Source organism: Thalassospira xiamenensis M-5 = DSM 17429 (assembly GCF_000300235.2).
GTDB classification, from domain to species: domain Bacteria; phylum Pseudomonadota; class Alphaproteobacteria; order Rhodospirillales; family Thalassospiraceae; genus Thalassospira; species Thalassospira xiamenensis.
Genome location: NZ_CP004388.1, coordinates 2,517,398 through 2,539,503, shown reverse-complemented (window position 1 = coordinate 2,539,503; position 22,106 = coordinate 2,517,398). Strand labels below are relative to the sequence as shown.

At 55.4% G+C, this 22,106-nt stretch carries 24 protein-coding genes and 1 tRNA gene; 17 read left to right on the top strand and 8 right to left on the bottom strand.

Annotation, left to right across the window (positions count from 1 at the left end):
• Positions 1-70 precede the first annotated feature (70 nt).
• Positions 71-709, bottom strand: a complete 639-nt coding sequence (locus tag TH3_RS12000; protein ID WP_007091931.1) for an alpha/beta hydrolase — start codon at positions 707-709, stop codon at positions 71-73.
• Positions 710-953: 244 nt separating this feature from the next.
• On the opposite strand from TH3_RS12000, the gene cysE reads away from it, so the two are divergent.
• The 15 genes from cysE (at position 954) to TH3_RS22870 (ending at position 14,059) form a co-directional block, all read left to right on the top strand.
• Positions 954-1,682, top strand: coding sequence for a serine O-acetyltransferase (gene cysE / locus TH3_RS11995; protein ID WP_040059877.1), 729 nt, complete (start codon positions 954-956; stop codon positions 1,680-1,682).
• A gap of 135 nt (positions 1,683-1,817) precedes the next feature.
• Complete coding sequence (locus tag TH3_RS11990; protein WP_007091929.1) at positions 1,818-2,300, top strand: Rrf2 family transcriptional regulator; 483 nt, start codon at positions 1,818-1,820, stop codon at positions 2,298-2,300.
• A gap of 57 nt (positions 2,301-2,357) precedes the next feature.
• A complete protein-coding gene (locus tag TH3_RS11985) occupies positions 2,358-3,488 on the top strand; it encodes a cysteine desulfurase family protein (protein WP_007091928.1) in 1,131 nt (376 codons plus the stop codon).
• Between the two features lie 27 nt (positions 3,489-3,515).
• Positions 3,516-4,739, top strand: coding sequence for an IscS subfamily cysteine desulfurase (locus TH3_RS11980; RefSeq protein ID WP_007091927.1), 1,224 nt, complete (start codon positions 3,516-3,518; stop codon positions 4,737-4,739).
• A gap of 59 nt (positions 4,740-4,798) precedes the next feature.
• Positions 4,799-5,203, top strand: coding sequence for a Fe-S cluster assembly scaffold IscU (gene iscU, locus TH3_RS11975; protein WP_007091926.1), 405 nt, complete (start codon positions 4,799-4,801; stop codon positions 5,201-5,203).
• Positions 5,204-5,248: 45 nt separating this feature from the next.
• Positions 5,249-5,590, top strand: coding sequence for a HesB/IscA family protein (locus TH3_RS11970; protein ID WP_007091925.1), 342 nt, complete (start codon positions 5,249-5,251; stop codon positions 5,588-5,590).
• 158 nt (positions 5,591-5,748) lie between these two features.
• Positions 5,749-6,393: a Fe-S protein assembly co-chaperone HscB gene (gene hscB, locus TH3_RS11965; protein WP_007091924.1), complete on the top strand. Its 645-nt coding sequence runs from the start codon at positions 5,749-5,751 to the stop codon at positions 6,391-6,393.
• A gap of 26 nt (positions 6,394-6,419) precedes the next feature.
• On the top strand, positions 6,420-8,321 hold the full coding sequence (gene hscA / locus TH3_RS11960) for a Fe-S protein assembly chaperone HscA (protein WP_007091923.1): 1,902 nt from the start codon (positions 6,420-6,422) through the stop codon (positions 8,319-8,321).
• A 113-nt stretch (positions 8,322-8,434) separates the two neighbouring features.
• Positions 8,435-8,770, top strand: a complete 336-nt coding sequence (locus TH3_RS11955) for a ferredoxin family 2Fe-2S iron-sulfur cluster binding protein (RefSeq protein ID WP_007091922.1) — start codon at positions 8,435-8,437, stop codon at positions 8,768-8,770.
• A 50-nt stretch (positions 8,771-8,820) separates the two neighbouring features.
• The gene (gene iscX, locus TH3_RS11950; RefSeq protein ID WP_007091921.1) at positions 8,821-9,018 is read left to right on the top strand and encodes a Fe-S cluster assembly protein IscX; all 198 of its coding nucleotides are present in this window, start codon (positions 8,821-8,823) and stop codon (positions 9,016-9,018) included.
• 146 nt (positions 9,019-9,164) lie between these two features.
• On the top strand, positions 9,165-9,863 hold the full coding sequence (gene tenA / locus TH3_RS11945) for a thiaminase II (RefSeq protein WP_007091920.1): 699 nt from the start codon (positions 9,165-9,167) through the stop codon (positions 9,861-9,863).
• A 290-nt stretch (positions 9,864-10,153) separates the two neighbouring features.
• Positions 10,154-11,302 carry a tRNA 2-thiouridine(34) synthase MnmA gene (gene mnmA / locus TH3_RS11940; protein WP_007091919.1) on the top strand — a complete coding sequence of 383 codons (1,149 nt, stop codon included), beginning with the start codon at positions 10,154-10,156 and terminating at the stop codon, positions 11,300-11,302.
• A 182-nt stretch (positions 11,303-11,484) separates the two neighbouring features.
• Positions 11,485-11,561: transfer RNA gene (locus TH3_RS11935), tRNA-Met, on the top strand.
• Positions 11,562-12,154: 593 nt separating this feature from the next.
• Entirely contained in the window at positions 12,155-12,667 is a 513-nt protein-coding gene (locus tag TH3_RS11930) for a hypothetical protein (protein ID WP_007091918.1), read from the top strand.
• A gap of 234 nt (positions 12,668-12,901) precedes the next feature.
• Positions 12,902-14,059, top strand: a complete 1,158-nt coding sequence (locus tag TH3_RS22870) for a hypothetical protein (protein ID WP_139328303.1) — start codon at positions 12,902-12,904, stop codon at positions 14,057-14,059.
• Between the two features lie 78 nt (positions 14,060-14,137).
• Here TH3_RS22870 and TH3_RS11920 read toward each other — a convergent pair whose 3' ends face one another.
• From TH3_RS11920 to TH3_RS11905, 4 genes are all read right to left on the bottom strand, one after another.
• A complete protein-coding gene (locus TH3_RS11920) occupies positions 14,138-14,563 on the bottom strand; it encodes a type II toxin-antitoxin system HicB family antitoxin (RefSeq protein ID WP_007091916.1) in 426 nt (141 codons plus the stop codon).
• Positions 14,564-14,602: 39 nt separating this feature from the next.
• The gene (locus TH3_RS11915) at positions 14,603-14,815 is read right to left on the bottom strand and encodes a type II toxin-antitoxin system HicA family toxin (RefSeq protein ID WP_007091915.1); all 213 of its coding nucleotides are present in this window, start codon (positions 14,813-14,815) and stop codon (positions 14,603-14,605) included.
• Positions 14,816-15,093: 278 nt separating this feature from the next.
• Positions 15,094-15,735: a Rossmann-fold NAD(P)-binding domain-containing protein gene (locus TH3_RS11910; RefSeq protein WP_007091914.1), complete on the bottom strand. Its 642-nt coding sequence runs from the start codon at positions 15,733-15,735 to the stop codon at positions 15,094-15,096.
• Between the two features lie 141 nt (positions 15,736-15,876).
• Positions 15,877-16,854: an AraC family transcriptional regulator gene (locus TH3_RS11905; protein ID WP_007091913.1), complete on the bottom strand. Its 978-nt coding sequence runs from the start codon at positions 16,852-16,854 to the stop codon at positions 15,877-15,879.
• A 123-nt stretch (positions 16,855-16,977) separates the two neighbouring features.
• Here TH3_RS11905 and TH3_RS11900 point away from each other — a divergent pair, with 123 nt between their 5' ends.
• Complete coding sequence (locus TH3_RS11900) at positions 16,978-17,874, top strand: SDR family oxidoreductase (RefSeq protein ID WP_007091912.1); 897 nt, start codon at positions 16,978-16,980, stop codon at positions 17,872-17,874.
• A gap of 60 nt (positions 17,875-17,934) precedes the next feature.
• On the opposite strand, the gene TH3_RS11895 is transcribed toward TH3_RS11900, so the two are convergent.
• The 3 genes from TH3_RS11895 to TH3_RS11885 form a co-directional block, all read right to left on the bottom strand.
• Entirely contained in the window at positions 17,935-18,411 is a 477-nt protein-coding gene (locus tag TH3_RS11895) for a hypothetical protein (RefSeq protein ID WP_007091911.1), read from the bottom strand.
• Positions 18,412-19,540: 1,129 nt separating this feature from the next.
• A complete protein-coding gene (locus tag TH3_RS11890) occupies positions 19,541-20,641 on the bottom strand; it encodes a DMT family transporter (protein ID WP_007091910.1) in 1,101 nt (366 codons plus the stop codon).
• A 103-nt stretch (positions 20,642-20,744) separates the two neighbouring features.
• Positions 20,745-21,644: a LysR family transcriptional regulator gene (locus TH3_RS11885; RefSeq protein WP_007091909.1), complete on the bottom strand. Its 900-nt coding sequence runs from the start codon at positions 21,642-21,644 to the stop codon at positions 20,745-20,747.
• Positions 21,645-21,769: 125 nt separating this feature from the next.
• On the opposite strand from TH3_RS11885, the gene TH3_RS11880 reads away from it, so the two are divergent.
• The gene (locus tag TH3_RS11880) at positions 21,770-22,090 is read left to right on the top strand and encodes a hypothetical protein (RefSeq protein ID WP_076519696.1); all 321 of its coding nucleotides are present in this window, start codon (positions 21,770-21,772) and stop codon (positions 22,088-22,090) included.
• Positions 22,091-22,106: the final 16 nt, after the last annotated feature.

Genomic DNA, 22,106 nt, shown 5'->3' with positions numbered 1-22,106 from the left:
GAGGACTTTGTCAGCAGTCTGAGGCCGCCTGATCAGGCGGCCTTTGGTCTTTTTGTCCGGCTGGCAGTGCTTACGCGCTGCGCTTGTCCAGATAAGCAGCCGTATGCTTGATCACGTCGTCCTGCTGCTTGGCAAAGTAATGATCGGCACCTTCGATGACGCACATATCAACTTCGATGCCTTTCTGGGCATTCAGCTTGTCGGCAAGCTTGTTGACAGACGCCAGCGGGATGTTGGTGTCGTGCGACCCGTGGATCATGATGCCCGATGACGGGCAGGGGGCCAGGAAGGTGAAATCATAGTCGCTGGCCGGGGCTGCAACCGAAATGAAACCGTCAATTTCCGGGCGGCGCATCAAAAGCTGCATGCCGATCCACGAACCGAATGAATAGCCCGCAACCCAGGTTGCGCGCGCATTGGCGTTATAGGTCTGCATCCAGTCAAGGGCGGATGCCGCATCCGACAATTCACCAATTCCCTGATCATAAACGCCCTGCGAGCGTCCGACACCGCGGAAATTGAAACGCATGACCGAATAGCCGCGATCCTTGAACATGTTGAACATGTTAAAGCACAGCTTGTTGTTCATGGTGCCGCCCTGCTGGGGGTGCGGATGAAGAATAAGCGCAATGGGCGAATCGTCTGCGCCATTGTGGTGATAGCGACCTTCAAGGCGGCCTTCAGGGCCGTTAAAAATGACCTCAGGCATGGATCAGACTGCTCCTGTCCACGAATGGAATGGGGTGAGTAAAGAATATATCCGAGTATTTTTGTAGGTTTTTTCGTTCTTGTGCATAAATTGCTTTGGGCAAATACTTGACCAGGTTACTCGGTTATCCTATATTCCGGCTAATCCGATGGCATCATTGCTGTCCGTTTTGCGCGGTTCGCGCTGCGGGCAACGATGTCGGCTGCCGGGAATCGAAGCTACTAATTACACAGTGGACAGCCCGATGTTCAAGCTAATTCGTCAGGAAATAGACGCGATGATCGCCCGCGATCCAGCGGCACGCTCCCGCTGGGAGATCGCGCTCTGTTATCCGGCGTTCCATGCCATCATGGGATATCGCGGCACAAACTGGCTGTGGAAGCGCGGTTTTCGTATAACCGCACGCTTCCTGTCACAGATTTTGCGCTGGCTGACCGGGATTGAAATTCACCCCGGCGCGACCATCGGCAAACGCTTCTTTATTGATCATGGCATGGGTGTGGTGATTGGCGAAACCGCCGAAATCGGCGATGACGTTACGCTCTATCAGGGGGTTACCCTTGGTGGGACATCGCCCAGCGTCAATAGCGATGGCCAGCGTGGCCTGAAACGTCACCCGACGCTTGAAGATGGCGTGATTGTCGGTTCTGGCGCGCAGATCCTTGGTCCGTTCATTGTTCGCAAAAATGCACGAGTTGGCGGCAACGCCGTCGTGCTGTCCGAAGTCCCCGAAGGCGCAACCGTGGTCGGTATTCCGGCCAAGATCGTCCGTCGGGAAAAGGACGACCGTTTCTGTGCCTATGGTACGCCGCTGGGCGATCTGCCCGATCCGGTTGCGCGCGCGCTTGAAGAACTGGGCCGCGAAGTCCAGACGTTGCGCAGTCAGGTTGCCGCCCTCGAAGCCGACAGGGCAGGTACAGCCGCGGGTGCCGATACACCGGCAAAGCCGCGGATTGTCGCGGCATCAGAGTAATATTTGTAACCGTCCCAATCGGGCGGATACAGGTCGGGCATCAAATAGACATGTTGATCGCCCATAAAGGAAATACAGAGCTTGTGATCATTTCCCGACAGTTCGGGCCTTGATCGACAGGTAGGAGGACGCACCGTGAAGCTGAGTACAAAAGGCCGCTATGCCGTCATGGCGATGGTCGATCTCGCTGATAGCAGCAGGGACCGGCCGGTCGCGCTTGCCGATATTGCGGACCGTCAGGAAATATCCCTGTCCTATCTGGAACAGCTTTTTGGCAAATTGCGCAAAGGCGGACTTGTCCGATCTGTCCGGGGGCCGGGTGGTGGTTATCTTCTGGCCCGCACGGCCGAGGAAACCCGCGTTGCCGATGTTATTCTGGCTGTTGACGAACCGATCCGCGCAACCCGCTGCAAATCGGGCTCGCCAAAGGGCTGCAAGGCCAATCAGGGCCGCTGTCTGACCCATGAATTGTGGGAAGAACTCGGCAACCAGATTTATCTTTATCTGGCCTCTGTCAGTCTGGCTGATGTTGTGGATTGTCGTGTTCCGGGCGGGGCACGCATGTTCGAGCCCAGAACCACGAAAATCAAAGAGCCGAGCCAGGTTGCGGCCCAGTAACTTGTCCTCTATATCGAGGGCAGATCAGAAAATGCGAATAAGGATGATTATAAACAGATGACCAACCCGGTTTACCTTGATTACAACGCCAGCGCGCCACTGTGCCACGAAGCACGGCAGGCGATGCTTGTGGCGATGGAAATCGCGGGCAACCCGTCATCTGTTCATGCATCCGGTCGTGCAGCCCGCAAGATTGTCGATCACGCCCGTCGTAAAATTGCCGATCTGATCGGTGGCGATGCCGAACGTGTGATTTTCACAAGCGGCGGTACCGAGGCCAACAATCTGGCCCTGAACGGTTTGGAAGATGTCACCGTATTTACCAGTGCGGTCGAACATCCTTCGGTGATCGAAGCCCGGTCGGATGCGAAACGCATCCCGGTTGATGCCGATGGCGTCATTGATCTGGCCGCCCTTGAAACCATGCTGCGTGCGGCATCCGATGCCGGGCAGAAGGTTCTGGTTTCGGTGATGCTGGCCAACAATGAAACCGGCGTTATTCAGCCGGTCGCCAAAGTCGGCCTTCTGGCCCGTGAATATGGCGCAAAGGTCCATTGTGACGCGGTTCAGGCCTTGGGTCGTCTGCCGGTCGATATGGGCCAGCTTCTGGTCGATATGGTGTCGATTTCGGCCCACAAGATCGGCGGCCCCAAAGGGATTGGTGCCTTGGCGATTGCGCCCGGCGTGATGCTGGTGCCGCAGATCCGCGGTGGCGGTCAGGAAAAATACCGCCGTGGCGGCACGGAAAACGTGATCGGTATCGCAGGCTTTGGTGCTGCGGCCGAACGCGCCGACGCCAGCCGGGCGAAAATGGACGATGTCCGTGCGTTGCGCGACCGTCTGGAAACGGTTTTGGCATCAGAAGCCCCCGAACTTCTGATTGCCGGAAAAGGAACGGATCGACTGGTCAATACCAGCTGCCTGATCCTGCCGGGCATGCCGGGGGAAACCCAGGTGATGGCGCTTGATCTTGCAGGGGTTGCGATCAGTTCGGGATCAGCCTGTTCATCAGGCAAGGTACGTGAAAGCCACGTATTGAAGGAAATGGGGGTTACGGATGCCGGATCGGCCATACGGGTCAGTCTGGGACTGGAAACCACCGATGACGAGATTGATACATTTATCCGCGTTTGGAGCCGGATGCGGGGCAATGCAGTGCGTAAGAAAAGTGCGCGCCACGCGGCCTGAAAAAGAGTGAGTGAGGAAGCCTTAATTATGAACGAGCTTAAAGCAAAGCCGATCTATCTGGATTACCAGGCAACGACGCCGACCGATCCGCGTGTGGTGGATGCCATGCTGCCCTACTTCACCGAGAAGTTCGGTAACCCGCATTCGCGTAACCACAGCTTTGGCTGGGAAGCGGAAGACGCGGTCGAGGTCGCCCGCGACCAGGTCGCCAAGATCATTGGCGCCTCGTCCAAAGAGATCATTTTCACCTCGGGTGCGACGGAATCGAACAACCTTGCGCTCAAGGGCGTGATGAAGTTCTACGGCAAGAAAAAGCCGCACCTGATCACGGTCGTGACCGAACATAAATGCGTGCTCGACAGTGCCCGTCACCTTGAACAGGAAGGTTTCAAAGTAACCTATCTTGGCGTCAAGGATAACGGCCTGATCGACCTTGAACAGCTGAAAGCCGCGATCACCGATGAAACCGCAATTGTGTCGGTCATGGCGGTCAACAACGAAATCGGCGTGATCCAGCCGCTGAAAGAAATCGGCGAAATCTGCCGCGAACGTGGCGTGTTCTTCCACACCGACTGCGCACAGGCGGTTGGCAAGATTCCGCTTGATGTCGATGACATGAAAATCGACTTGATGTCGATTTCCGGCCACAAGATTTATGGCCCGAAAGGCATTGGTGCGCTGTATGTCCGCCGTCGTCCGCGCGTTCGCGTCATCGCACAGATCACCGGTGGTGGTCAGGAACGCGGCATGCGTTCCGGTACGCTGCCGACCCCGCTGATCGTCGGTCTGGGCAAGGCATGCGACATCGCCATGAACGAAATGGCCGAAGAAAATGCCCGCATCATGGAGCTGCGGGACTACACCATGAAACGTTTCCGGGATCGCCTGGCCGATATCTATGTCAATGGCGACGAGCAACAGCGCGTTGCCGGCAACCTCAATGTTTCCTTTGCCTATGTCGAAGGCGAAAGCCTTCTGATGGACATCAAGAACATTGCGGTTTCGTCCGGTTCGGCCTGCACCTCGGCATCGCTGGAACCGTCTTATGTTCTGCGTGCGCTCGGTGTTGACGAAGAACTCGCCCATACCTCGCTTCGCATCGGTATTGGCCGTTATACGACCCGTGAAGAGCTCGATCAGGCGATTGATTCGATCTGTGTCGCTGTCGAACGCCTTCGCGAAATGAGCCCGCTTTGGGAAATGGCCCAGGAAGGCATCGACATCAAATCGATCGAATGGGCCGAACACTAAGCGTAACGAACTATTCCTTCTCGTGAGAGAGAAACAGGACTTTTAGGAGGACTTTTACCATGGCTTATAGTGAAAAGCTGATCGACCATTACGAAAACCCGCGCAATGTCGGTTCGATGGACAAGAACGAAACGTCTGTCGGTACCGGTCTGGTCGGTGCCCCGGCCTGTGGCGACGTCATGAAATTGCAGATCAAGGTGACCGCCGACGGGATCATCGAAGATGCAAAGTTCAAGACGTTCGGTTGCGGTTCGGCCATCGCGTCAAGCTCGCTGATCACCGAATGGGTCAAGGGCAAGTCGCTTGACGAAGCCGGTTCGATCAAGAACTCGCAGATCGCCGAAGAACTGGCTCTGCCGCCGGTGAAAATTCACTGCTCGATCCTGGCAGAAGATGCCATCAAGGCAGCGATTGCCGACTACAAGACCAAAAACGGTCAGGGCGAAGTCGAAGCTGCTGAATAAGCAGCTTCTACCCCCCCTTCGTTTTCGGGAATTCAGGAGAAGACTATGGCATTACCGTCCCCGATCAGTGTCACCCCTGAGGCGCTTGTTCATATCAAGGCGTTGCTTGATAGCCGCGGAAAACCGTCCGAAGGCATCCGCCTTGGCGTGCGCAGCAAAGGGTGCTCGGGTCTGTCCTACACGCTTGAATATGCAGATGATGCATCGGGCTTCGAAGAAGTCGTCGAGCTTGAGGACGGCGTTAAGCTTCTGATTGACCCAAAAGCCATCATGTTCGTGCTCGGCACCGAGATGGATTACGAGGTCACCAGTCTGGAAGAAGGTTTCGTCTTCCGTAACCCCAATGAAAAGGGGCGTTGCGGCTGCGGGGAATCCTTCCACGTCTGACGGTCTGCCGGGTTTTCCCTGCTTCTTGATCGGTCATGGCCCCGGTGATGGATGTTCTGATGGACGTTCCGATCACCGGGGCCATCGACTGAAAGCAGTCCCGGTCGTCGCTGTTTTGTCGTTCTGTCATTTGTTTTTAAATCTTGAAAGTGCATAGCGTGAGCAATACCGGTACCTCAGAAACGCGCACCGCAGAACAGCCGCAGCATAAAGTCTGCTGGTCCTGCAAGGGCCCGGTCGAGGCATCAGCCCTGTTTTGCGATACCTGCAATGCCATCCAGCCCCCCGGCCAGCTTGACCATTTCACGCGCTTTGGCCTGGAACGCACCTTCATCATCGATGTCGATGCGATAGAGGCAACCTACCTTAAGCAGCAGCAACTGCTCCATCCCGACCGCTTCGCATCGAAATCCGCCCGTGAACAGGCCCTGTCGTCACAGCAGGCGGCAACCCTGAATGGCGCGTTCGAAACCCTTAAAAACCCGGTCGCGCGGGCCGAATATCTTCTGCGTCTGGCCGGTCACGAACCCGAAGGCGGCGAGGGGCATACGGTCAACGATCCCGCCCTTCTGATGGAAGCCATGGAAATGCGCGAAGCCCTGCATGATGCCGATGATCGCAATACGGTCGACGCCATGATCAAGGATACCCGAAAGGCCGCCCGTGCGTGTGAGCAGGACGTTGCCGAGGCACTTGACCAGAACGCATATGACCGGGCCAGAAAACTGACAACCCGGCTCAGATACCTGATGAAAATGACCGAGGAAGCGCGCGCGAAGAAATCGCGTCTTGCCGCCGCCTGATCATTTAAAAAGAACGGATAGAATTCATGGCTTTGCTAAAGATTCACGAACCGGGCCAGACGCCGCTGCCCCACGAAGATGAACGCCAGCTTGCGGTTGGTATCGATCTGGGTACGACGAACTCCGTCGTCGCGATCTCGAACGATGAAAAACCCGAGGTGCTTCGCGATACATCCGGCGGCAATGCCATCGTGCCCTCCGTCGTCTATTATGGCGCGGATGCCGATCCGGTGGTGGGCGAGGCGGCCCGTGATCAGATCAACGATAATGCCGACCGCGTCGTATCGTCGGTCAAACGCCTGATGGGGCGCGGCATTGCCGATGTCAAATCGATTGCCGGCACGCTGCCCTATCATGTCGAAGTCCCGGCCGAGGACGCCACCCCATCGGGCGAACCGATGATGGTGCGCCTTAATGTCGGCGACCGCGTCCTGACCCCGGTCGAAGTTTCCGCCGATATCCTGCGTGCATTGCGTGCACGGGCCGAGGAAAGCCTTGGCAAGCCGGTCGAAAAGGCCGTCATCACCGTTCCGGCCTATTTCGATGATGGTGCGCGTACCGCAACCAAGGACGCCGCCCGTCTGGCCGGGATCGAAGTCCTGCGTCTGGTGAACGAGCCAACCGCGGCCGCCCTTGCCTATGGCCTCGATAACGGGGCCGAGGGGCTTTATGCCGTGTACGACCTTGGCGGCGGCACGTTCGATATTTCCTTGCTTAAAATGCAAAAGGGCGTCTTCCAGGTGAAGGCAACCGGCGGCGATGCCGCACTTGGCGGTGATGATTTCGATCACGCCATTGCCGAACATCTTCTGGCGGAACGCAAGGACGGCGGCACCACCGATGATCTGGATGCGTCGGATGCCAAACGCCTGCTTAAAACCGCGCGCAAGGTCAAAGAGGCGCTCACCGATGCCGATGAAACCAGTGTTACCGTCTCGCTTGGCGGCGCGGAAACCACCCACACCGTCACCCGTGCCGCGTTTGATGCGATGATTGCCAAACTGGTATCGCGCACGATTGCGATCACCGAACAGGTTCTTGATGACGCCGATATTCTGGCCGATGACGTCAAGGGCGTGGTGCTGGTTGGCGGCTCCACCCGTGTGCCTGCCGTGCGTAAGGCGGTTGCTGATCTGTTCGAACAGGAACCGCTTTCCGATATCGACCCGGACGAAGTCGTCGCCCTAGGTGCCGCCCTTCAGGCAGAGGCTTTGACAGGCGGCTCTGACAACCTTCTGCTGGATGTCACGCCGCTGTCGCTGGGTCTTGAAACCATGGGCGGGATTGTCGAAAAGGTCATTGACCGCAACACCCCGATCCCGGTCGCCAAGGCACAGGAATTCACCACCTATCAGGATGGTCAGTCGGCCATGATGATCCATGTGGTGCAGGGTGAACGCGAAATGGTCGATCAGTGCCGCTCGCTTGCGCGCTTCGCCCTGACCGGCATTCCGTCAATGGCGGCTGGCGCTGCGCGCATCAAGGTGACGTTCAATGTCGATGCCGACGGCCTTCTGACCGTATCGGCACGCGAGGAAACCACCGGCACCGAACAGGAAGTCGCCGTCAAGCCGACCTATGGCATTAACGAGCTTGAAATGGCCAACATGCTGCGCGAAAGCATGGTTCATGCCCGCGAGGATATGGAAATGCGCCTCCTGACCGAGGCACGGGTCGAGGCACGCCGCAATGTTCTGGCCGTTCAGGCCGCAATCAATGCCGACCGTGCCCTTCTGACGCCGGAGGACGAAGACAATATCGCAGGCGCGATTGCCAAACTCGAAGCCGCCATGTCGGGCGAGGATCGCGACCTTATCAACGAACAGGCCGAGGCCCTGGAAGACGCATCGCGTCCCTTTGCCGAGGCCCGTATGGACGCCCGTATCCGTCAGGCCCTTGCCGGTCGCAATGTCGATCAGGTGAATTAGGGGCCAGACATAATTGACAAACCGGCCAACTGCGGCGATTGTCCCGTGCAACCGCCAAGGTCAGGTCGGACCAGAGATCGAACGAAAAAGTATTACCGAGGAGAAAGGCACAGATGCCTAAGATCGTTTTTGTTGAACCCGATGGCACCGAAAAGGAATTTGACGTTGCCGACGGTCTGTCCGTTCTGGAAGCTGCCCACAAGAATGGCATCGACCTTGAAGGTGCCTGCGAAGGATCACTCGCTTGCTCGACCTGCCATGTCGTTGTTGACGATAGCTGGTTTGACAGGCTCGACGAGCCAAGCGAAGACGAGGAAGACATGCTTGACCTCGCATTCGGCCTGACCGAGACCTCGCGCCTTGGCTGCCAGATCATCATGAGCGACGAGCTCGACGGCCTTCGCGTCATGCTGCCGTCTGCCACGCGCAACATGATGGTCGACAAGTAACACCAAGATTTCCGCCCCGTTAATCCGCCCAAGCCAAAAGGGGGACACCCATGCGCTGGACAGATATTCAGGATATCGCGATCGAGCTTGAAGAAGCCCATCCCGACAAGGATAACGTCAATCTGCGTTACACCGATCTGCATAAATGGATCTGTGAACTTGACGGCTTCGACGACGATCCCGCGAAATCAAACGAGAAGATCCTCGAAGCCATCCAGATGGCATGGATCGATGAACGCGACGATTAGGATTTCTGCCGTGCGGGATGCCCGCCTTCTTAGGCACCCGCAAAACCGGTAGAACCCGCATCGATACAAGCCAGCCCGGACCCTTCCGCAGGCTGGCTTTGTTTTATCCGTATTCGACATCATCACGGGCAGGGGCTTTGACAACCATGACCGACACCTTCACCGATATCATCCCGGCCCAAAGCCTGTTTGGCCGTCTTCGCGCCAATGCCCCCGATGCATGGCAAAGCTATGTCTGCCACGACTTCGTCAAACAGCTTGGCAACGGAACCCTGCCCGAAGCCGCGTTCAGGCACTACCTCATTCAGGATTACCTGTTCCTGATCCAGTTTGCCCGTGCCTATGCGCTGGCAACCTACAAGGCCGATGATCTGCGTGCCATGCGCCAGTTTTCCGGCACGGTCCATGCGATCCTTGATATGGAAATGAGCCTGCATCTCGACTTCTGCAAAGGCTGGGGCCTGACGGAGGCCGATATCGTGGCCGAACCCGAAGCCCGCGCCTGCATCACCTATACCCGTTATGTGCTCGATTGCGGGGGGCGGGGCGATGTGGTTGATCTTCAGGTCGCCCTGATGCCCTGTATGGTTGGCTATGCCGAAATCGCAAACCGCCTGATGGCAAGTTCTGATACAAGGCTGGATGGAAATCCGTACCGCCCCTGGATCGAGATGTATGCATCGACCGAATTCCAGGACGTGGCAAAGGCCGAAATCGATCTTCTGGAACATACCGCGCAAACCCGCGGGGGGGATTCCCGGATCAAGGGGCTAACGGAAATCTTTGCCAGGGCAAGCCGCCTTGAAGCCGATTTCTGGCAGATGGGGCTTGATCTGGCAAAATAGGCGCAGATGCCTTATATGAGTGCGAACATGCTTTCTGGGCCGGTTAAAACCGCCCGGTTTGTTGATCTCTTCCCGCTTTGCTCTTCCCGTCATTCCGGGCGAAGCGAAGCGCAGACCCGGAATCCATATCGCCGCACGTCGCGGCATAACGGATAGGGCTGGATTCCCGCCTTCGCGGGAATGACGCGGGGCAGGGATCATGGACCGGACGCCGATACCGGTCTCGGTCTGCCGCTATTTTACATCAACTTCTTGTCGCCGCGGCCTTGACCCGCGGATGGGTGGGAAAAATGAACTCTCTTGGCTTTGACAAAGCCCCGAAAGATACCCGCGTGGTTGTTGCCATGTCGGGCGGGGTCGATAGCTCCGCCGTTGCGGCCCTTCTGAAATCCGAAGGCTATGACGTGGTCGGCATTACCCTTCAGCTTTACGATATGGGGGCCAATGCACCGTCACGCGCCAAATCCTGCTGTGCCGGGCGCGATATCTATGATGCGCGCAAGGTGGCCGAGGATATCGACATTCCCTATTACGTGCTCGATTACGAATCACGCTTCCGCGAAGAAGTGATCGACGATTTTGCCGACAGCTATATGCGCGGCGAAACCCCGATCCCGTGCGTGAAATGCAATCAGACGGTCAAATTCCGCGATCTGCTCGAAACCGCACATGACCTTGGTGCGGATTGCATGGCGACGGGCCATTACGTGCAGCGCAAATTGGGTGCCAACGGCCATGCCGAACTGCACCGTGCGGCCGATCCCAATCGCGATCAAAGCTATTTCCTGTTCACCACCACACAGGAACAGCTCGATTTCCTGCGCTTCCCGCTGGGCCATCTGATGAGCAAGGCCGAAACCCGCGCGCTTGCCGCCAAATTCGGCCTTGAAGTCGCCGATAAGCCCGACAGTCAGGATATCTGCTTTGTCCCGGATGGCAAATATGCCCGTCTGGTCGAAAAGCTCCGCCCCGAAGCCGGTGAACCGGGCCAGATCGTTGATCTGGATGGCAATGTGCTGGGCGATCATCGCGGCCTGATCCATTACACCATCGGCCAGCGGCGCGGTCTTAACATCGGTGGCACGGCCGAGCCGCTTTATGTCGTCAAACTCCTGCCCGAAACCCGGCAGGTCGTGGTCGGCCCGAAATCGGCCCTTGCGATCCAGATGGTCTATGTCAAGGAACTGAACTGGCTTGATGGTGACGCGATTGACCCGAACGGGGTCGAGGTCGAAGTCAAATTGCGCTCCGCCATGGCACCGGCCCCGGCGACCATCTACCCCGAAGGGGTGGGCGAGGCCCGCATCGAACTGCACGACCCGCAGTTTGGCATCGCACCGGGGCAGGCGGGCGTTTTCTATTCTGGCGACCGGGTAATGGGCGGCGGCTGGATCACCCGTCAGGAACTTCTGGCAGCACATGCACCGACGGCGGCCTGATCGGCGGCTCAATCATCAATAAGGCGGGCAGGCGGGGCATTTGCTCACCTGCCGGTTTTGCGGATATCTTTTTTCCGCAAAACACCAAAAAGGCGCTTGACGGGGGCGGTTCCCTGACGTAAAAACCGCCCCGTTCCGGCGCTTACGGAACCCACAGAATATGTATCCTATACATACCCGGTGGCCGAGTAGCTCAGCTGGTTAGAGCAGCGGAATCATAATCCGCGTGTCGGGGGTTCAAGTCCCTCCTCGGCTACCAATTAAAAAACCCCTCATGGCTCCGCCTGAGGGGGTTTTTAATTGGCACCCTCGGAGAGGGCTTTAACCCCCTGGTTCACGAGAAAGCGAGGCACGCAGCTTTCGAGAGACGTTGCGCGAAACGCGCAACGGTCCGCCGGGCAAAGCCCAAGGATAAAAAGCAGCCCAAAGGCTGGTTTTTACAATTCCCTCCTCGGCTACCAATTAAAAAACCTGTTAAGTCAAAGGATTAACTGGAGATTCTTTGTCTAAAATTGGAAAATATAGTCCAGAAATGGATCAGAGATTTCCATTTAGACGCAATCACTTCCAGACGTTCCATGTCAGTCTCCAGAAAATATTCAGAAATTTTGAAGCCCTGAAACGCCTTGTTTTTCAAGGCGGCAAATGGTGCTTGCAAAGTCGGTCGCTAACATTTGTCGGTCTATTTACTCGAGGGTAATCCTACCCTTCAGGAGGGCTGGCAAGCGCTTTCTTCTAATGGGACTATAAGTGTCTAATGTAAATTGGGGTGGTGTACTGATGTTTCGTGGGCGCTGTTGTGTTGGCAGAGCTAACTGCTAGTTAGTTTATAACTATTGATAGGAGAGGGTTATGCTTGGAATAGAAAGTATGAAAGCGACGGATATGTCTGAGATTCCTATGGGGAATCTAGTGATATCTGCTTTTGGTCAGACAGGTAAGACCCTTGGCATAAGAGCAAAATTCAATGATATTGATGGATATGCTGCTTTTCAAACAAATGACCAAGATAAGCAGATCGAGCTTATATCTGGACGGAGTCAGACTCTTCTAGATATTGGAAGAGACTGGGCGATTAAACTGGCAAGTCCTGTATCCATTGAGCCAGGCTATCAATTCCAAGGTCATCAAAAATTCAAGTACGGTGTGGCCATTAATAATGATGGGGTCTATCTGACAACGCTCATTTCTGGATTTGGCACAGGTACAATGCGTTTTCTAGATTTGTCGGGGAAGCGAGATACTTGGGGGGAGAGTGTGGATATGCACGGAAATTGCGTCTGTTCAGACAATATCAGAGTGTCAATTGGCAAATCTGGTCCTAATGGCAATGAGCCGTGCATAATTGATCCGTGGAATTTTTAATGCACTGTAAGGATATTCTTAGTGTGGCCAGTTCCATCGGCCCTAATGCTGGGTCTACGTCGGCTTCTGAGCAGCCTCTGCTGCCATGGTTACAGCCGACGATCCTTCACAACGTCTAAGACGGCGTTGGCATGCATCGCCAGCGTTTTTTTGCGCGCTGGTCCAATGCGTGCAGCGTATCACAGATAGGACGCATTCTTTAGATTTGGCGAACTATAGGTCATAGGTGGAAATATGCATCAAGAGTTTTCTGAGATTGGGCACTGTGGTGGCAAATTCTCTATCAATGTCAAAACTGATGAAGCAGGTAATCGTTCTGTGAGCATAGGAATGAGAATAAGTAATGCTAACCCTGCCTCGTTGATTGGTGTTGCAGTTAACTCTGATGGAGAACCAGTTCGCATTACACGTTTAGGAGGATGGGTAGCAAACTCAGAGGCAGAAAAACCAGAGCCAGAACCTGTTTTTATACAGGCGCTTTTGGCTTCAGATCGTACTGGCATGTTTGGGCATGAATGCCCTAACTGTGAAAAATATTGGAGAACCAATAGCTTTTCAGCGATTTGGCATACAGTCTGTCCTTATTGTGGTGTTCGAGCTGCGCCACATTATTTCTTAACTCAAGGACACAGAGCATTTCTGAAAAACCTTACTCAACGCTTCCATGAAGCATTAGGTTATCCTGATGATGGCGAGCATATTATTGATATGGATGAGGTTGTTTCCGCAGTTCAGGATGGTAAAGAGCCGCCTGCCTTTTATAAAGCTGATGAATCGCAACAGACCAACTTTAAGTGTAAGAAATGTGGCACACGTAATGATGTGCTGGGACGCTATGGCTTTTGTTCTTCCTGTGGATACAGGAACAATTTAGACCAAATTGAAATTCAATTAGATGATCTTAAGAAGCGGATTGGTACAGGTAATATAAATCCGACTGAAGCGATAAAACTGATTGTATCTGTTTTGGACTCTGGTGGTGCAGATTATGTCAAACTTCTGGTTCGCTTGGTTCCAATGACCGAAAGTCGCCGAAAAACTGCAGAGCGAATAAAATTCCATAATTTGGATTATTTTGATTCTGAGCTGCAAAGTTGTTTTGATATTCAAGTTAAAAAAAATATATCTGACGACGATCAGACGTTGTTAAAAAGAATGTTTTTGAGAAGACATGTATATGAGCACTGCGGTGGTGTAGTTGACGATGAGTACATTAAAAGATCGGGAGACGTAGACGTTAGGAACGGTCAAGAAATTAGGGAGAATATGGATACTGCGTTGAAATTTTCTAGTCTAGTTACAAAGCTAGCGCGTAATCTTGATGATGGTTTCCATGAGATTATTCCTATCAATCACGAAGTAATTCAGATGCTCAAACCGAGACGAAATTAAGGAATGTCCACTAGAAAAAAGCTATAAGTAACAAGGGCTGATTTATTTCCTGCTTGTTCTCTCCAAACCACCCCTCACCTAAGCCGCCTCCACCACGACCGAAATCCTCCGCCCCAACAAAGCCAAAGCATCTTCCAGCCGCCCCATCTTCGTCGCATGACGCGGATCAAGCATCCGGCGGATTTCGGTTTCGGCCAGCCCCATCTTTGCCGCAAGGGCGGTATTGGTCGTTCCCGTTTCGCGCATGGTGATGTAAAGGGCGGCCTTGGCGGCCATAAGCGTACCCGGCGTCACCGTGGGGCGGCCCTTGGCGGCAGAGGGCAGGGGAATGTCTTCCTTGGCGATCATGGCTGCTGCAATGGCTTCATCAAGCGCATCGGCGATTTCGCGTAAGGCTTCGTGCTCTGTTGCGCCATCCGTTGCGCAGCCGGTGACATCGGGCACAACGGCAAGAAAGCCATCCGCGCCATCGTCGCTTAAATCCACGGGATAAATAAACCGCATTTCTGTTGCTCCGTTCCGGATGGGCGTCATCACCGGATATCAGATATCCTTGGGATCGACGCCCAAATCTTTCAGCATACTGTTCAGAAGGCCGGGGCTGATTTCCTTCTTGCGGTCTTTGAGCGTGGTACGATGATCTCCCAGATACAGCGTACCGTGCGATCCCTTGCCGCGATGTGCCTCGAATGCGAGGTCCAGCCCATGCACCTTGGCGTATTTCCTGAGCTTGCGCATCAGTTCATTGCCATTCATTCAGCCTCCCCCAAATGTGCTGATGGAGCTATGTTCGAACAAATTTGTTCGAATGTCAAGGCGGCGGGATTTGGGGCGACGATGCGGAATTGGTCGCCGAGGAGGGACTTGAACCCCCGATGTGGGTTTGAGAACTGAACAACGGTTGCGGGTTAAAGCGCCTTCCGTCAAATGCGAAATGATAAAAGCAGCCCGAAGGCTGGTTTTTACAATTCCCTTCGTGGTCTTGCCTGGACAGTTTTCGTCGCATGATGCGAAAGCTCTCTAGGCAAATATGCTCATAACAAATTCTTTTCTAAGTATATTTCGGCGAGCTCGAAAAAGCTCCTTGAAGGTCGTCTGCCTTGACGATCTGGCACTTCGTTTTTGTCGAACGATGAGAATACATGCCTTATCGGAATTTCCCCTCTGACAGCTTGTTGGCAAAGTGTTTTTGCATCTTCGTATCGTTGGTTCGATATCAATGAAATTACTTGTGTCATCGTATAGTCCTGTCTGAGCATATCGGAGGATGCTAGATCGTGCATTTGCTCAAACGATAGCCCTTTCTGCCAATCTCGGTCATCCTTGCCCTGATCGGCAAAGCTTATGATAGCCTGGGCAAGATCATCTTTTGAGAGCCCTTCCTCATCAACGCACAGTTCGCAAATCGCCGGTGTCTTGCAGGTAAATGTGCCCCAGTAGTGGAATGTAACTGGTTTATTTTGGTTTCCCTCTATTTGAAGGATATCCCAAAGCATGTGGTCCCAAGCTACAGGCTTGGCAAAGAACCTAAGGATTTTTTTTTGATGGAAATCTACAGAAAATATCCAACCATTTAAGCTGCTAGAGATCACTCCTTGCTTTGCGGTCCATGGCGTACCTTTTGCTGCTGATTGCAGTGAACGCGAGAATAGTTTTTCATCAAATATTCTGCACATCTCAAAATTTCTTTCTCGGGGGATTTTCTTTCTAGCGCTATCCAAACCCCATTAGAGGCATTCTGTCATTAAGTACATTTCATTAGATATTACACACAATCAAACGACTAACCCAGTGAAGCTCTAGGTTTACGAGCAACCCTACAATCTGTTGGGGTTTACGCCATTCCCTGCAAGTTCTTTCGAATACCCCCGCGGCGCACACCCCATCACCCGCTTGAACGCCGTACTGAACGCACTTTCAGACTCATATCCCACCGACAGGGCAATTTCCGAAACCGGCAATCCGGAATGGGTCAGGCGATCCCCCGCAAGCAGCATCCGCCAGCGGGTCAGATAGGCCATCGGCGGCACAGCAACAACATCGCGGAACCGGGCGGCAAAGGCCGAGCGTGACATGCCCGCATGGCGGGCCAGTTCCTTAAGCGTCCAGGGATGGGCGGGGTCCCCATGAATGCAGGCAATCGCGGTTGCGATCTGCTTATCCGATAGTGCTGCAAACCAGTCGGGGATGTCGGGTGCGTTTTGCTCGGTCCTATCACTTTGGCCGCTGGCTTGCTGCGCATTGCTCAGATGCAGCCGAAGGGCCTGCACCAGCACCGTATGCGCCAGATGTTGCAACACCAGAAAACCGCCCGGTTGCGGGTTGCTCAATTCCTGCATGATCCGTTCGACCAGCCAGCGCAGGCTGGCTTCATCCTGATCATTTTCAATCCGCACAATCGGCGGCAGGGCCGCCAGCAGCATGTCGGCATGCGGCCCTGAAAGGACAAAGCGGCTGCTGACGATAAAGCATTCGCCGCCGCCATTATGCTGAACAATCCCGCCGCTTTGGGCCTTGACAAAGATGTGCGGCGCATCAACGGGCGGGCAATCAGGATCGCTTGCCAGAAAGAAGGTCCGCCCGCGCGGCAGGACAAAGGAATTTCCCGCCGTCAACAGCACCGGACCCGCAAGGTCTTCGACGCTGACATAACATTGCCCGGAAACGATGGTGCCGCATTTGATGGAATTGGCCTGATCGGCAAAACGGATCGCCCAGGGACCGGCGGCGTCAAACCCGGCCGACATGTAATTGCGCGGCTTAAGCAGCGACAGGATATCGGAAAGCGGATCCATGGGGTGGGGAACTTCCTTCTGGACGATTGCGAAAGTAATATGGATCATAGCGCATGGATCGTCCAATCGCCATCGCCTATCGTTTGCTCATTGATCATGTGCAATGTGAAGTGGAGAACGGAATTGCGTATTTTTGTAACCGGGGCGAGTGGCTTTGTCGGATCGGCGGTGGTGGAAAATCTGATCGCGGCCGGGCATGAGGTTTTGGGGCTGGCACGGTCCGATGCGTCGGCAGGTGCGCTTCTGGCGGCCGGGGCTTTGGTGCATCGCGGTGATCTTGATGATCGTCAAAGCCTGCGCGCCGGGGCGCTCGTGGCCGACGGGATCATTCACACCGCGTTCAATCACGACTTTTCACGCTACGCCCAAAGCTGTGCCGAGGATGAGGAGGTCATCGCCGCCCTTGGCGATGCGATTGCCGACACGCAAAAGCCGCTTGTCGTGACCTCTGGCCTCGGCCTTCTGGCCGGTGGGATGCAGGTGACGGAGCAGGACATGCCCGATTTCGGCCCAAACGCCATGCCGCGTGTCGCGACCGAACGCGCCGTGGCCGACCTTGTCGGGCAGGGGCTTAACGTGTCGCTCATGCGCCTGCCGCCCTCGGTGCATGGAAGGGGCGATCATGGCTTTGTGCCGATCCTGATTGGCATCGCACGCGAAACCGGGGTTTCGGCCTATATCGGCGATGGCGGCAATGCCTGGCCCGCCGTGCATCGCCTTGACGCCGCACGCGCCTATGTCCGCGCGGTAGAGGTCGCGATGCCGGGAAGCGTCTATCACGCCGTTGCCGAAACCGGCATCGCCTTTCGCGAGATCGCCGGGGTGATTGGCAAACGGCTGGGTATTCCTACCGTATCCAAAACCCCCGATGAGGCCACCGATCATTTCGGCTGGTTCGCCCATTTCGCCAAACTCGATTGCCCGGCGGCAAGTGCCATCACGCGTCGGCAATTAGACTGGTCCCCGACAGAGGCCGGATTGCTCGCCGATATCGATCAGGATTGCTATTTCGACCAGTAAGGATGTTGTCGCCCCGGTCAGCTTGAACTGCCCGGGGCTGAAATATCTGGGATCGGTCGATTAAAGCGTGTCGTCCGTGAGCACCCAGCCCTTTGCCTTCCATCCCTGTGCGGATTTTTCCAGCATGCTGGCGACCGGGATCGCATAACCGCCAAAGATTTCAGTCTTGCCGTCCTGCATGGTGACAGAAAGGTCGTATTTTGCACCACCCAGTGCGGCAATAACGGCCTGTCCGCCGCCCCCCACACTGCCAGAAGACACAAACACATGTTCGATATCGCCTTGCGCGGCCATGGTCGCACCGGCAAATGACATCATGTAACCAAGTCCCTGTTGTTTGGGGTTGGTTGTCATATAGCCGTCCTGTGCAATCCATCCTTTGGGAACTTTGCTGAATTTACCGTCGCTTGTTGGCAGGGTATTGGTGAATTCAAGCGATGATTTCTGCGTGCTGTCGCCATCATATATTCCTTCCAGACCTGCACCTTCTGGTGAGATGTCAAAACTATGTGCATCGTCATCTGTTTTGAATTTCATTGGTTACCTCTTTGCCGATGGTATTTATGCTGATCTGCAAAGACGGTTTTGAAACTGGCTTGTGATGAGGGTCGGGGGCAGGAGGGTGCCGCACAGCACCAGAAAGCCGCCCGGCCGGGATTGCCTGCTTCCGGCATCATCGGTTCGACGGCCCGCACAGGCTGGCTCCGTGCTGATCATTTTCGATGCGCCCATTCGGCGGCAGGGTCACCATCCGCAGATCGGCAAACGACCCCGAAAGGGCCGCGCACGCCACCCCAAAACCGGCCCCCAAAACCCGACTTGCCGCAACCACCGACGCCCGAACAGACCAAGGGCCATTGCCAACCTCGCCGACGGACGGCTATCGGGTTCTCGGCTACGTCGCTCACTTTCGGGCGGTGGCGGCAACCTGCTTCTCCGGTGCTCAGGCAAACCTCAGGCGTTCACCAACCCCGCCGACGGACCACCATCGGACTCCCGGCCCACATCGCTCACCTTCCGGCCACGACAACAACCTGCCACCCCGGCGTTCAGACAAACCTCGGGCTTGCGCCAAACTCACCCACAAACGGTTTTCGGGCACACGGTCCTCGCACTTGTCAGCCCTGTCCATCTTCGACGGGCCATGGCTTGCTGCTGCCATTGCCATCCTTCCGGCTTTGGCGACACTTCCGGCAACCGGTGAAGCCCGGACACATTTCGGGCCTTCGCCAGTTTGCCCCGCAGACGGATTTCGGGCGCACGGCCCCCACCTGTCCATCGTCGGCGGGTGATCGCCCGCTGCCGCTCATGCTGCCATTGCCGCCGCTCCCGGCGAATTTAACGCTCCCTTGCCAAAAAGACGCACCTCTCCCGTCATGACAAATGACTGGGTTAGCCCCCTTAATCCTCGGGCAGAACGCCGCCGTAATGGCTCCGCCATCCCCCGATCAATATCCTGCGGATCGCCCCGCCGCCCGTTTTGTGTCTTTGTCCCTGTCCCTGCATCCCGATCACCTCTTTCATCCGCTCCCAAACGCAAAAACCCGCAAGGCACAAGGCCTTGCGGGTTTCGGTCCGGGTGCATTTCTCCCGTTGACTTTTATTTTATGTCATAGTTAAAAGAACAAATCAAGAACTTTTTCAGGAAACTTTATAGGCGGCTTGGCTAAGCCGGACTCTTTCGCGGGTTCCCTTTGCGTCCGATCAGCCGCCCGTCAATCACGGCAAGCCCCAATCCGATGACGGCCATCCCGGCAATCTGGCGCAGGGCCAGCGTTTCGCCAAGAAACAGTACACCCAGCAGGATCGCGCTGACCGGGATCAGGAAGGTGACGAGCAGAAGGTTGCTGGCCCCCGCACGTTTCAGAAGCTGGAAATACAGGATGTAGGCCAGCGCCGTGCTAAACGCCGCGATGCCCAGCACGGCAAGGATGGTTTCGGTTTTGGGAAACGGCAAATGCCACGGCGTATCAATCATCATACAAATAGGAAGCAGCATCAGGCTCGATGCACTGGTTTGCCCCGCCGCGGTCAGGATCGGCGGTGTGTTTTTGAACCGGCGGCCAAACACCCCGGCACAGCCGTAGGAAATTGCGGCGATCAGTACCGCCAGCGGGGCAAATGGGGCGAGGGAAAAAACGTCCTTGAATACGCTGGTGCCCGTGTTGGAACTCATGCTGGACTCAATCGCGGGAACAATTCCGTCCGGCAAACCGATCACGATCATCACGCCGACAAAACCGGTCAGCACACCAATCACTTTTCGCCGCGTCAGTTTTTCATTTTTGGTCGCCAGATGGGCAATGAGCAGGGTGAAAAGCGGTGTCGTCGCATTCAGGATTGCCGCCAGACCGCTTGCGATATGGGTTTGGCTCCAGACGATAAGGCTGAAGGGGATCAGGTTGTTAAGGGCCCCCATGACAAGGAAGCTTAACCATATCTTCGGATCACGCGGGATGTCGATATGGCGCAACAGAACCACCCACCAAAGGATCATCGCCGCAATCGCCACCCGCCCCAGAACAAGGGTAAAGGGTGGCAAATCGACAAGGGCGATTTCGGTAAAGAAAAACGACCCGCCCCAAAGTACCGAAAGCACAATCAGCATCACCCAGCTCCGCCCATCCATGCGCGGGGATGGGTCATTGCTCTGGTTGATTTTTTCCGGTTCTGGCCGGGGTGCTTTCGGGCCTGCCGGAATACGCCTTGCAAGTGTGCGGTTGCGCTCCTGTTCCGGGTAAAGGGCAATCCATGTATCCGTGCTCATATCCATGATCCGTCTGAAATGTGGTGGTGACGGAATGGATATTAAAGCGTGCTGGCTGTGCTGGCTGGCCAGATTCGGACATCAACGCCGGCTATCAAAATGCTCAGGCAAAAAGCCGCATGCCGCGCTCTGCCGCCATTTTAAAACTGCTCACGACATGCTCCGCCAGGGCATTCTCTGCCGGGCCGGTACCGGGGCGCTTGGCCAGGGTTATGCGGTATTCGCCAAGCTCGGGCAGTCCGTGGCGGGCATCAAGATGGATCAGGCGGTCGGAAATCACGCTGATCGGGACCGGACAGATCGCAAGATCAGCCTCGGTTGCGGCAATCTGTGCCTGACAAAATTCGCTGGTATAGGCAACGCGGTAATTGATCCCCGCTTCGTCAAGCGCCCGTAATGCCATCGCCCGCCAATAACAACCCGGTTCGGCCAGTGCGACCGGAAGCGGGCGTTTTTCAATCGCCATTCCGTTGCGGGCACCAAGCCAGACAAGCGGTTCGCTATGGATTGGTGGTTGCCGATCAAGTTCGGGGTTATAGCTGAAAACGGCGATATCGGTAGTGCCGTCGGCAATGCGCTGGCGCAGCCTTGCGGTCGGGCCGAGAAAAACATCGACCTCGACATGCGGGTGGCTGATGGCAAAACGGCGCATGATTTCGGGAATGGCGATGATCCCGTTATCATTGGGCACGCCAAGCTGCACTTTCCCTGCAAAATCCGGGGTGCGGAAGCGTGACATGACCTCATCATTGAGCTGTAGAAGACGTCTTGCAAAACCCAATAAAACCTCGCCATCCGGGGTCAGTCGCACCCGGCGGGTTTCGCGTTCAAACAGGCTGCATCCGATAATCTCCTCAAGCTTCTTGACCTGAAGACTGATGGCAGAGGCACTGCGATTGACCCGTTCTGCCGCGCGCGAAAAGTTGCCGGTTTCACAAATCGCGACAAAGGTACGCGCCAGATCAAGGTCAAGATTTGGCAGGGCAGCGGGCAGCGAGGACATGAATATCAACCAGTATTATGAGGTTTCCTAATAGATAATATTAAATCTTCTCGTTTGTCTCATCAATAAGAAATCCTCATCATCTCGCTATCCGTAATTGGGAAAACTTGAAAAGGATGATGGCCATGGCAGCGCAAATTTCATGCGAGCCGACGGTAGCCGCCAAAACCGACGTGACCAGCAGGTCCGATGGGGTGTGGGGCAGAATGGCGGGTTTGTGGGTCAAATGGCGCGTGCGTCGCGAAGCGTGTCGGCGGAACCTGCGCGAGGTTGAGGCTATGCTGGCGATGGAAGACTGGATGCTGCAAGACATCTATGGGGTCGGGCATGGCGATATCATCGCGGCGAAACACAGCCTTTTGGCCAATCGGCACAATCCGGGTTGGCGGCTTTCAAGGTTTTTGCAGGATCGTACACCGCAAAACCCGATGACAAAGCAAAGGTGACCGGGATGAGAAAACC

Bases quoted from the DNA above. Each gene is read 5' to 3' on its own strand.
- TH3_RS12000 (WP_007091931.1), bottom strand. From the start codon at position 709: ATGCCTGAGGTCATTTTTAACGGCCCTGAAGGCCGCCTTGAAGGTCGC.
- cysE (WP_040059877.1), top strand. From the start codon at position 954: ATGTTCAAGCTAATTCGTCAGGAAATAGACGCGATGATCGCCCGCGAT.
- TH3_RS11985 (WP_007091928.1), top strand. From the start codon at position 2,358: ATGACCAACCCGGTTTACCTTGATTACAACGCCAGCGCGCCACTGTGC.
- TH3_RS11980 (WP_007091927.1), top strand. From the start codon at position 3,516: ATGAACGAGCTTAAAGCAAAGCCGATCTATCTGGATTACCAGGCAACG.
- iscU (WP_007091926.1), top strand. From the start codon at position 4,799: ATGGCTTATAGTGAAAAGCTGATCGACCATTACGAAAACCCGCGCAAT.
- TH3_RS11970 (WP_007091925.1), top strand. From the start codon at position 5,249: ATGGCATTACCGTCCCCGATCAGTGTCACCCCTGAGGCGCTTGTTCAT.
- hscA (WP_007091923.1), top strand. From the start codon at position 6,420: ATGGCTTTGCTAAAGATTCACGAACCGGGCCAGACGCCGCTGCCCCAC.
- TH3_RS11955 (WP_007091922.1), top strand. From the start codon at position 8,435: ATGCCTAAGATCGTTTTTGTTGAACCCGATGGCACCGAAAAGGAATTT.
- iscX (WP_007091921.1), top strand. From the start codon at position 8,821: ATGCGCTGGACAGATATTCAGGATATCGCGATCGAGCTTGAAGAAGCC.
- tenA (WP_007091920.1), top strand. From the start codon at position 9,165: ATGACCGACACCTTCACCGATATCATCCCGGCCCAAAGCCTGTTTGGC.
- mnmA (WP_007091919.1), top strand. From the start codon at position 10,154: ATGAACTCTCTTGGCTTTGACAAAGCCCCGAAAGATACCCGCGTGGTT.
- TH3_RS11930 (WP_007091918.1), top strand. From the start codon at position 12,155: ATGCTTGGAATAGAAAGTATGAAAGCGACGGATATGTCTGAGATTCCT.
- TH3_RS22870 (WP_139328303.1), top strand. From the start codon at position 12,902: ATGCATCAAGAGTTTTCTGAGATTGGGCACTGTGGTGGCAAATTCTCT.
- TH3_RS11920 (WP_007091916.1), bottom strand. From the start codon at position 14,563: ATGCGGTTTATTTATCCCGTGGATTTAAGCGACGATGGCGCGGATGGC.
- TH3_RS11915 (WP_007091915.1), bottom strand. From the start codon at position 14,815: ATGAATGGCAATGAACTGATGCGCAAGCTCAGGAAATACGCCAAGGTG.
- TH3_RS11910 (WP_007091914.1), bottom strand. From the start codon at position 15,735: ATGTGCAGAATATTTGATGAAAAACTATTCTCGCGTTCACTGCAATCA.
- TH3_RS11905 (WP_007091913.1), bottom strand. From the start codon at position 16,854: ATGGATCCGCTTTCCGATATCCTGTCGCTGCTTAAGCCGCGCAATTAC.
- TH3_RS11895 (WP_007091911.1), bottom strand. From the start codon at position 18,411: ATGAAATTCAAAACAGATGACGATGCACATAGTTTTGACATCTCACCA.
- TH3_RS11890 (WP_007091910.1), bottom strand. From the start codon at position 20,641: ATGAGCACGGATACATGGATTGCCCTTTACCCGGAACAGGAGCGCAAC.
- TH3_RS11885 (WP_007091909.1), bottom strand. From the start codon at position 21,644: ATGTCCTCGCTGCCCGCTGCCCTGCCAAATCTTGACCTTGATCTGGCG.
- TH3_RS11880 (WP_076519696.1), top strand. From the start codon at position 21,770: ATGGCAGCGCAAATTTCATGCGAGCCGACGGTAGCCGCCAAAACCGAC.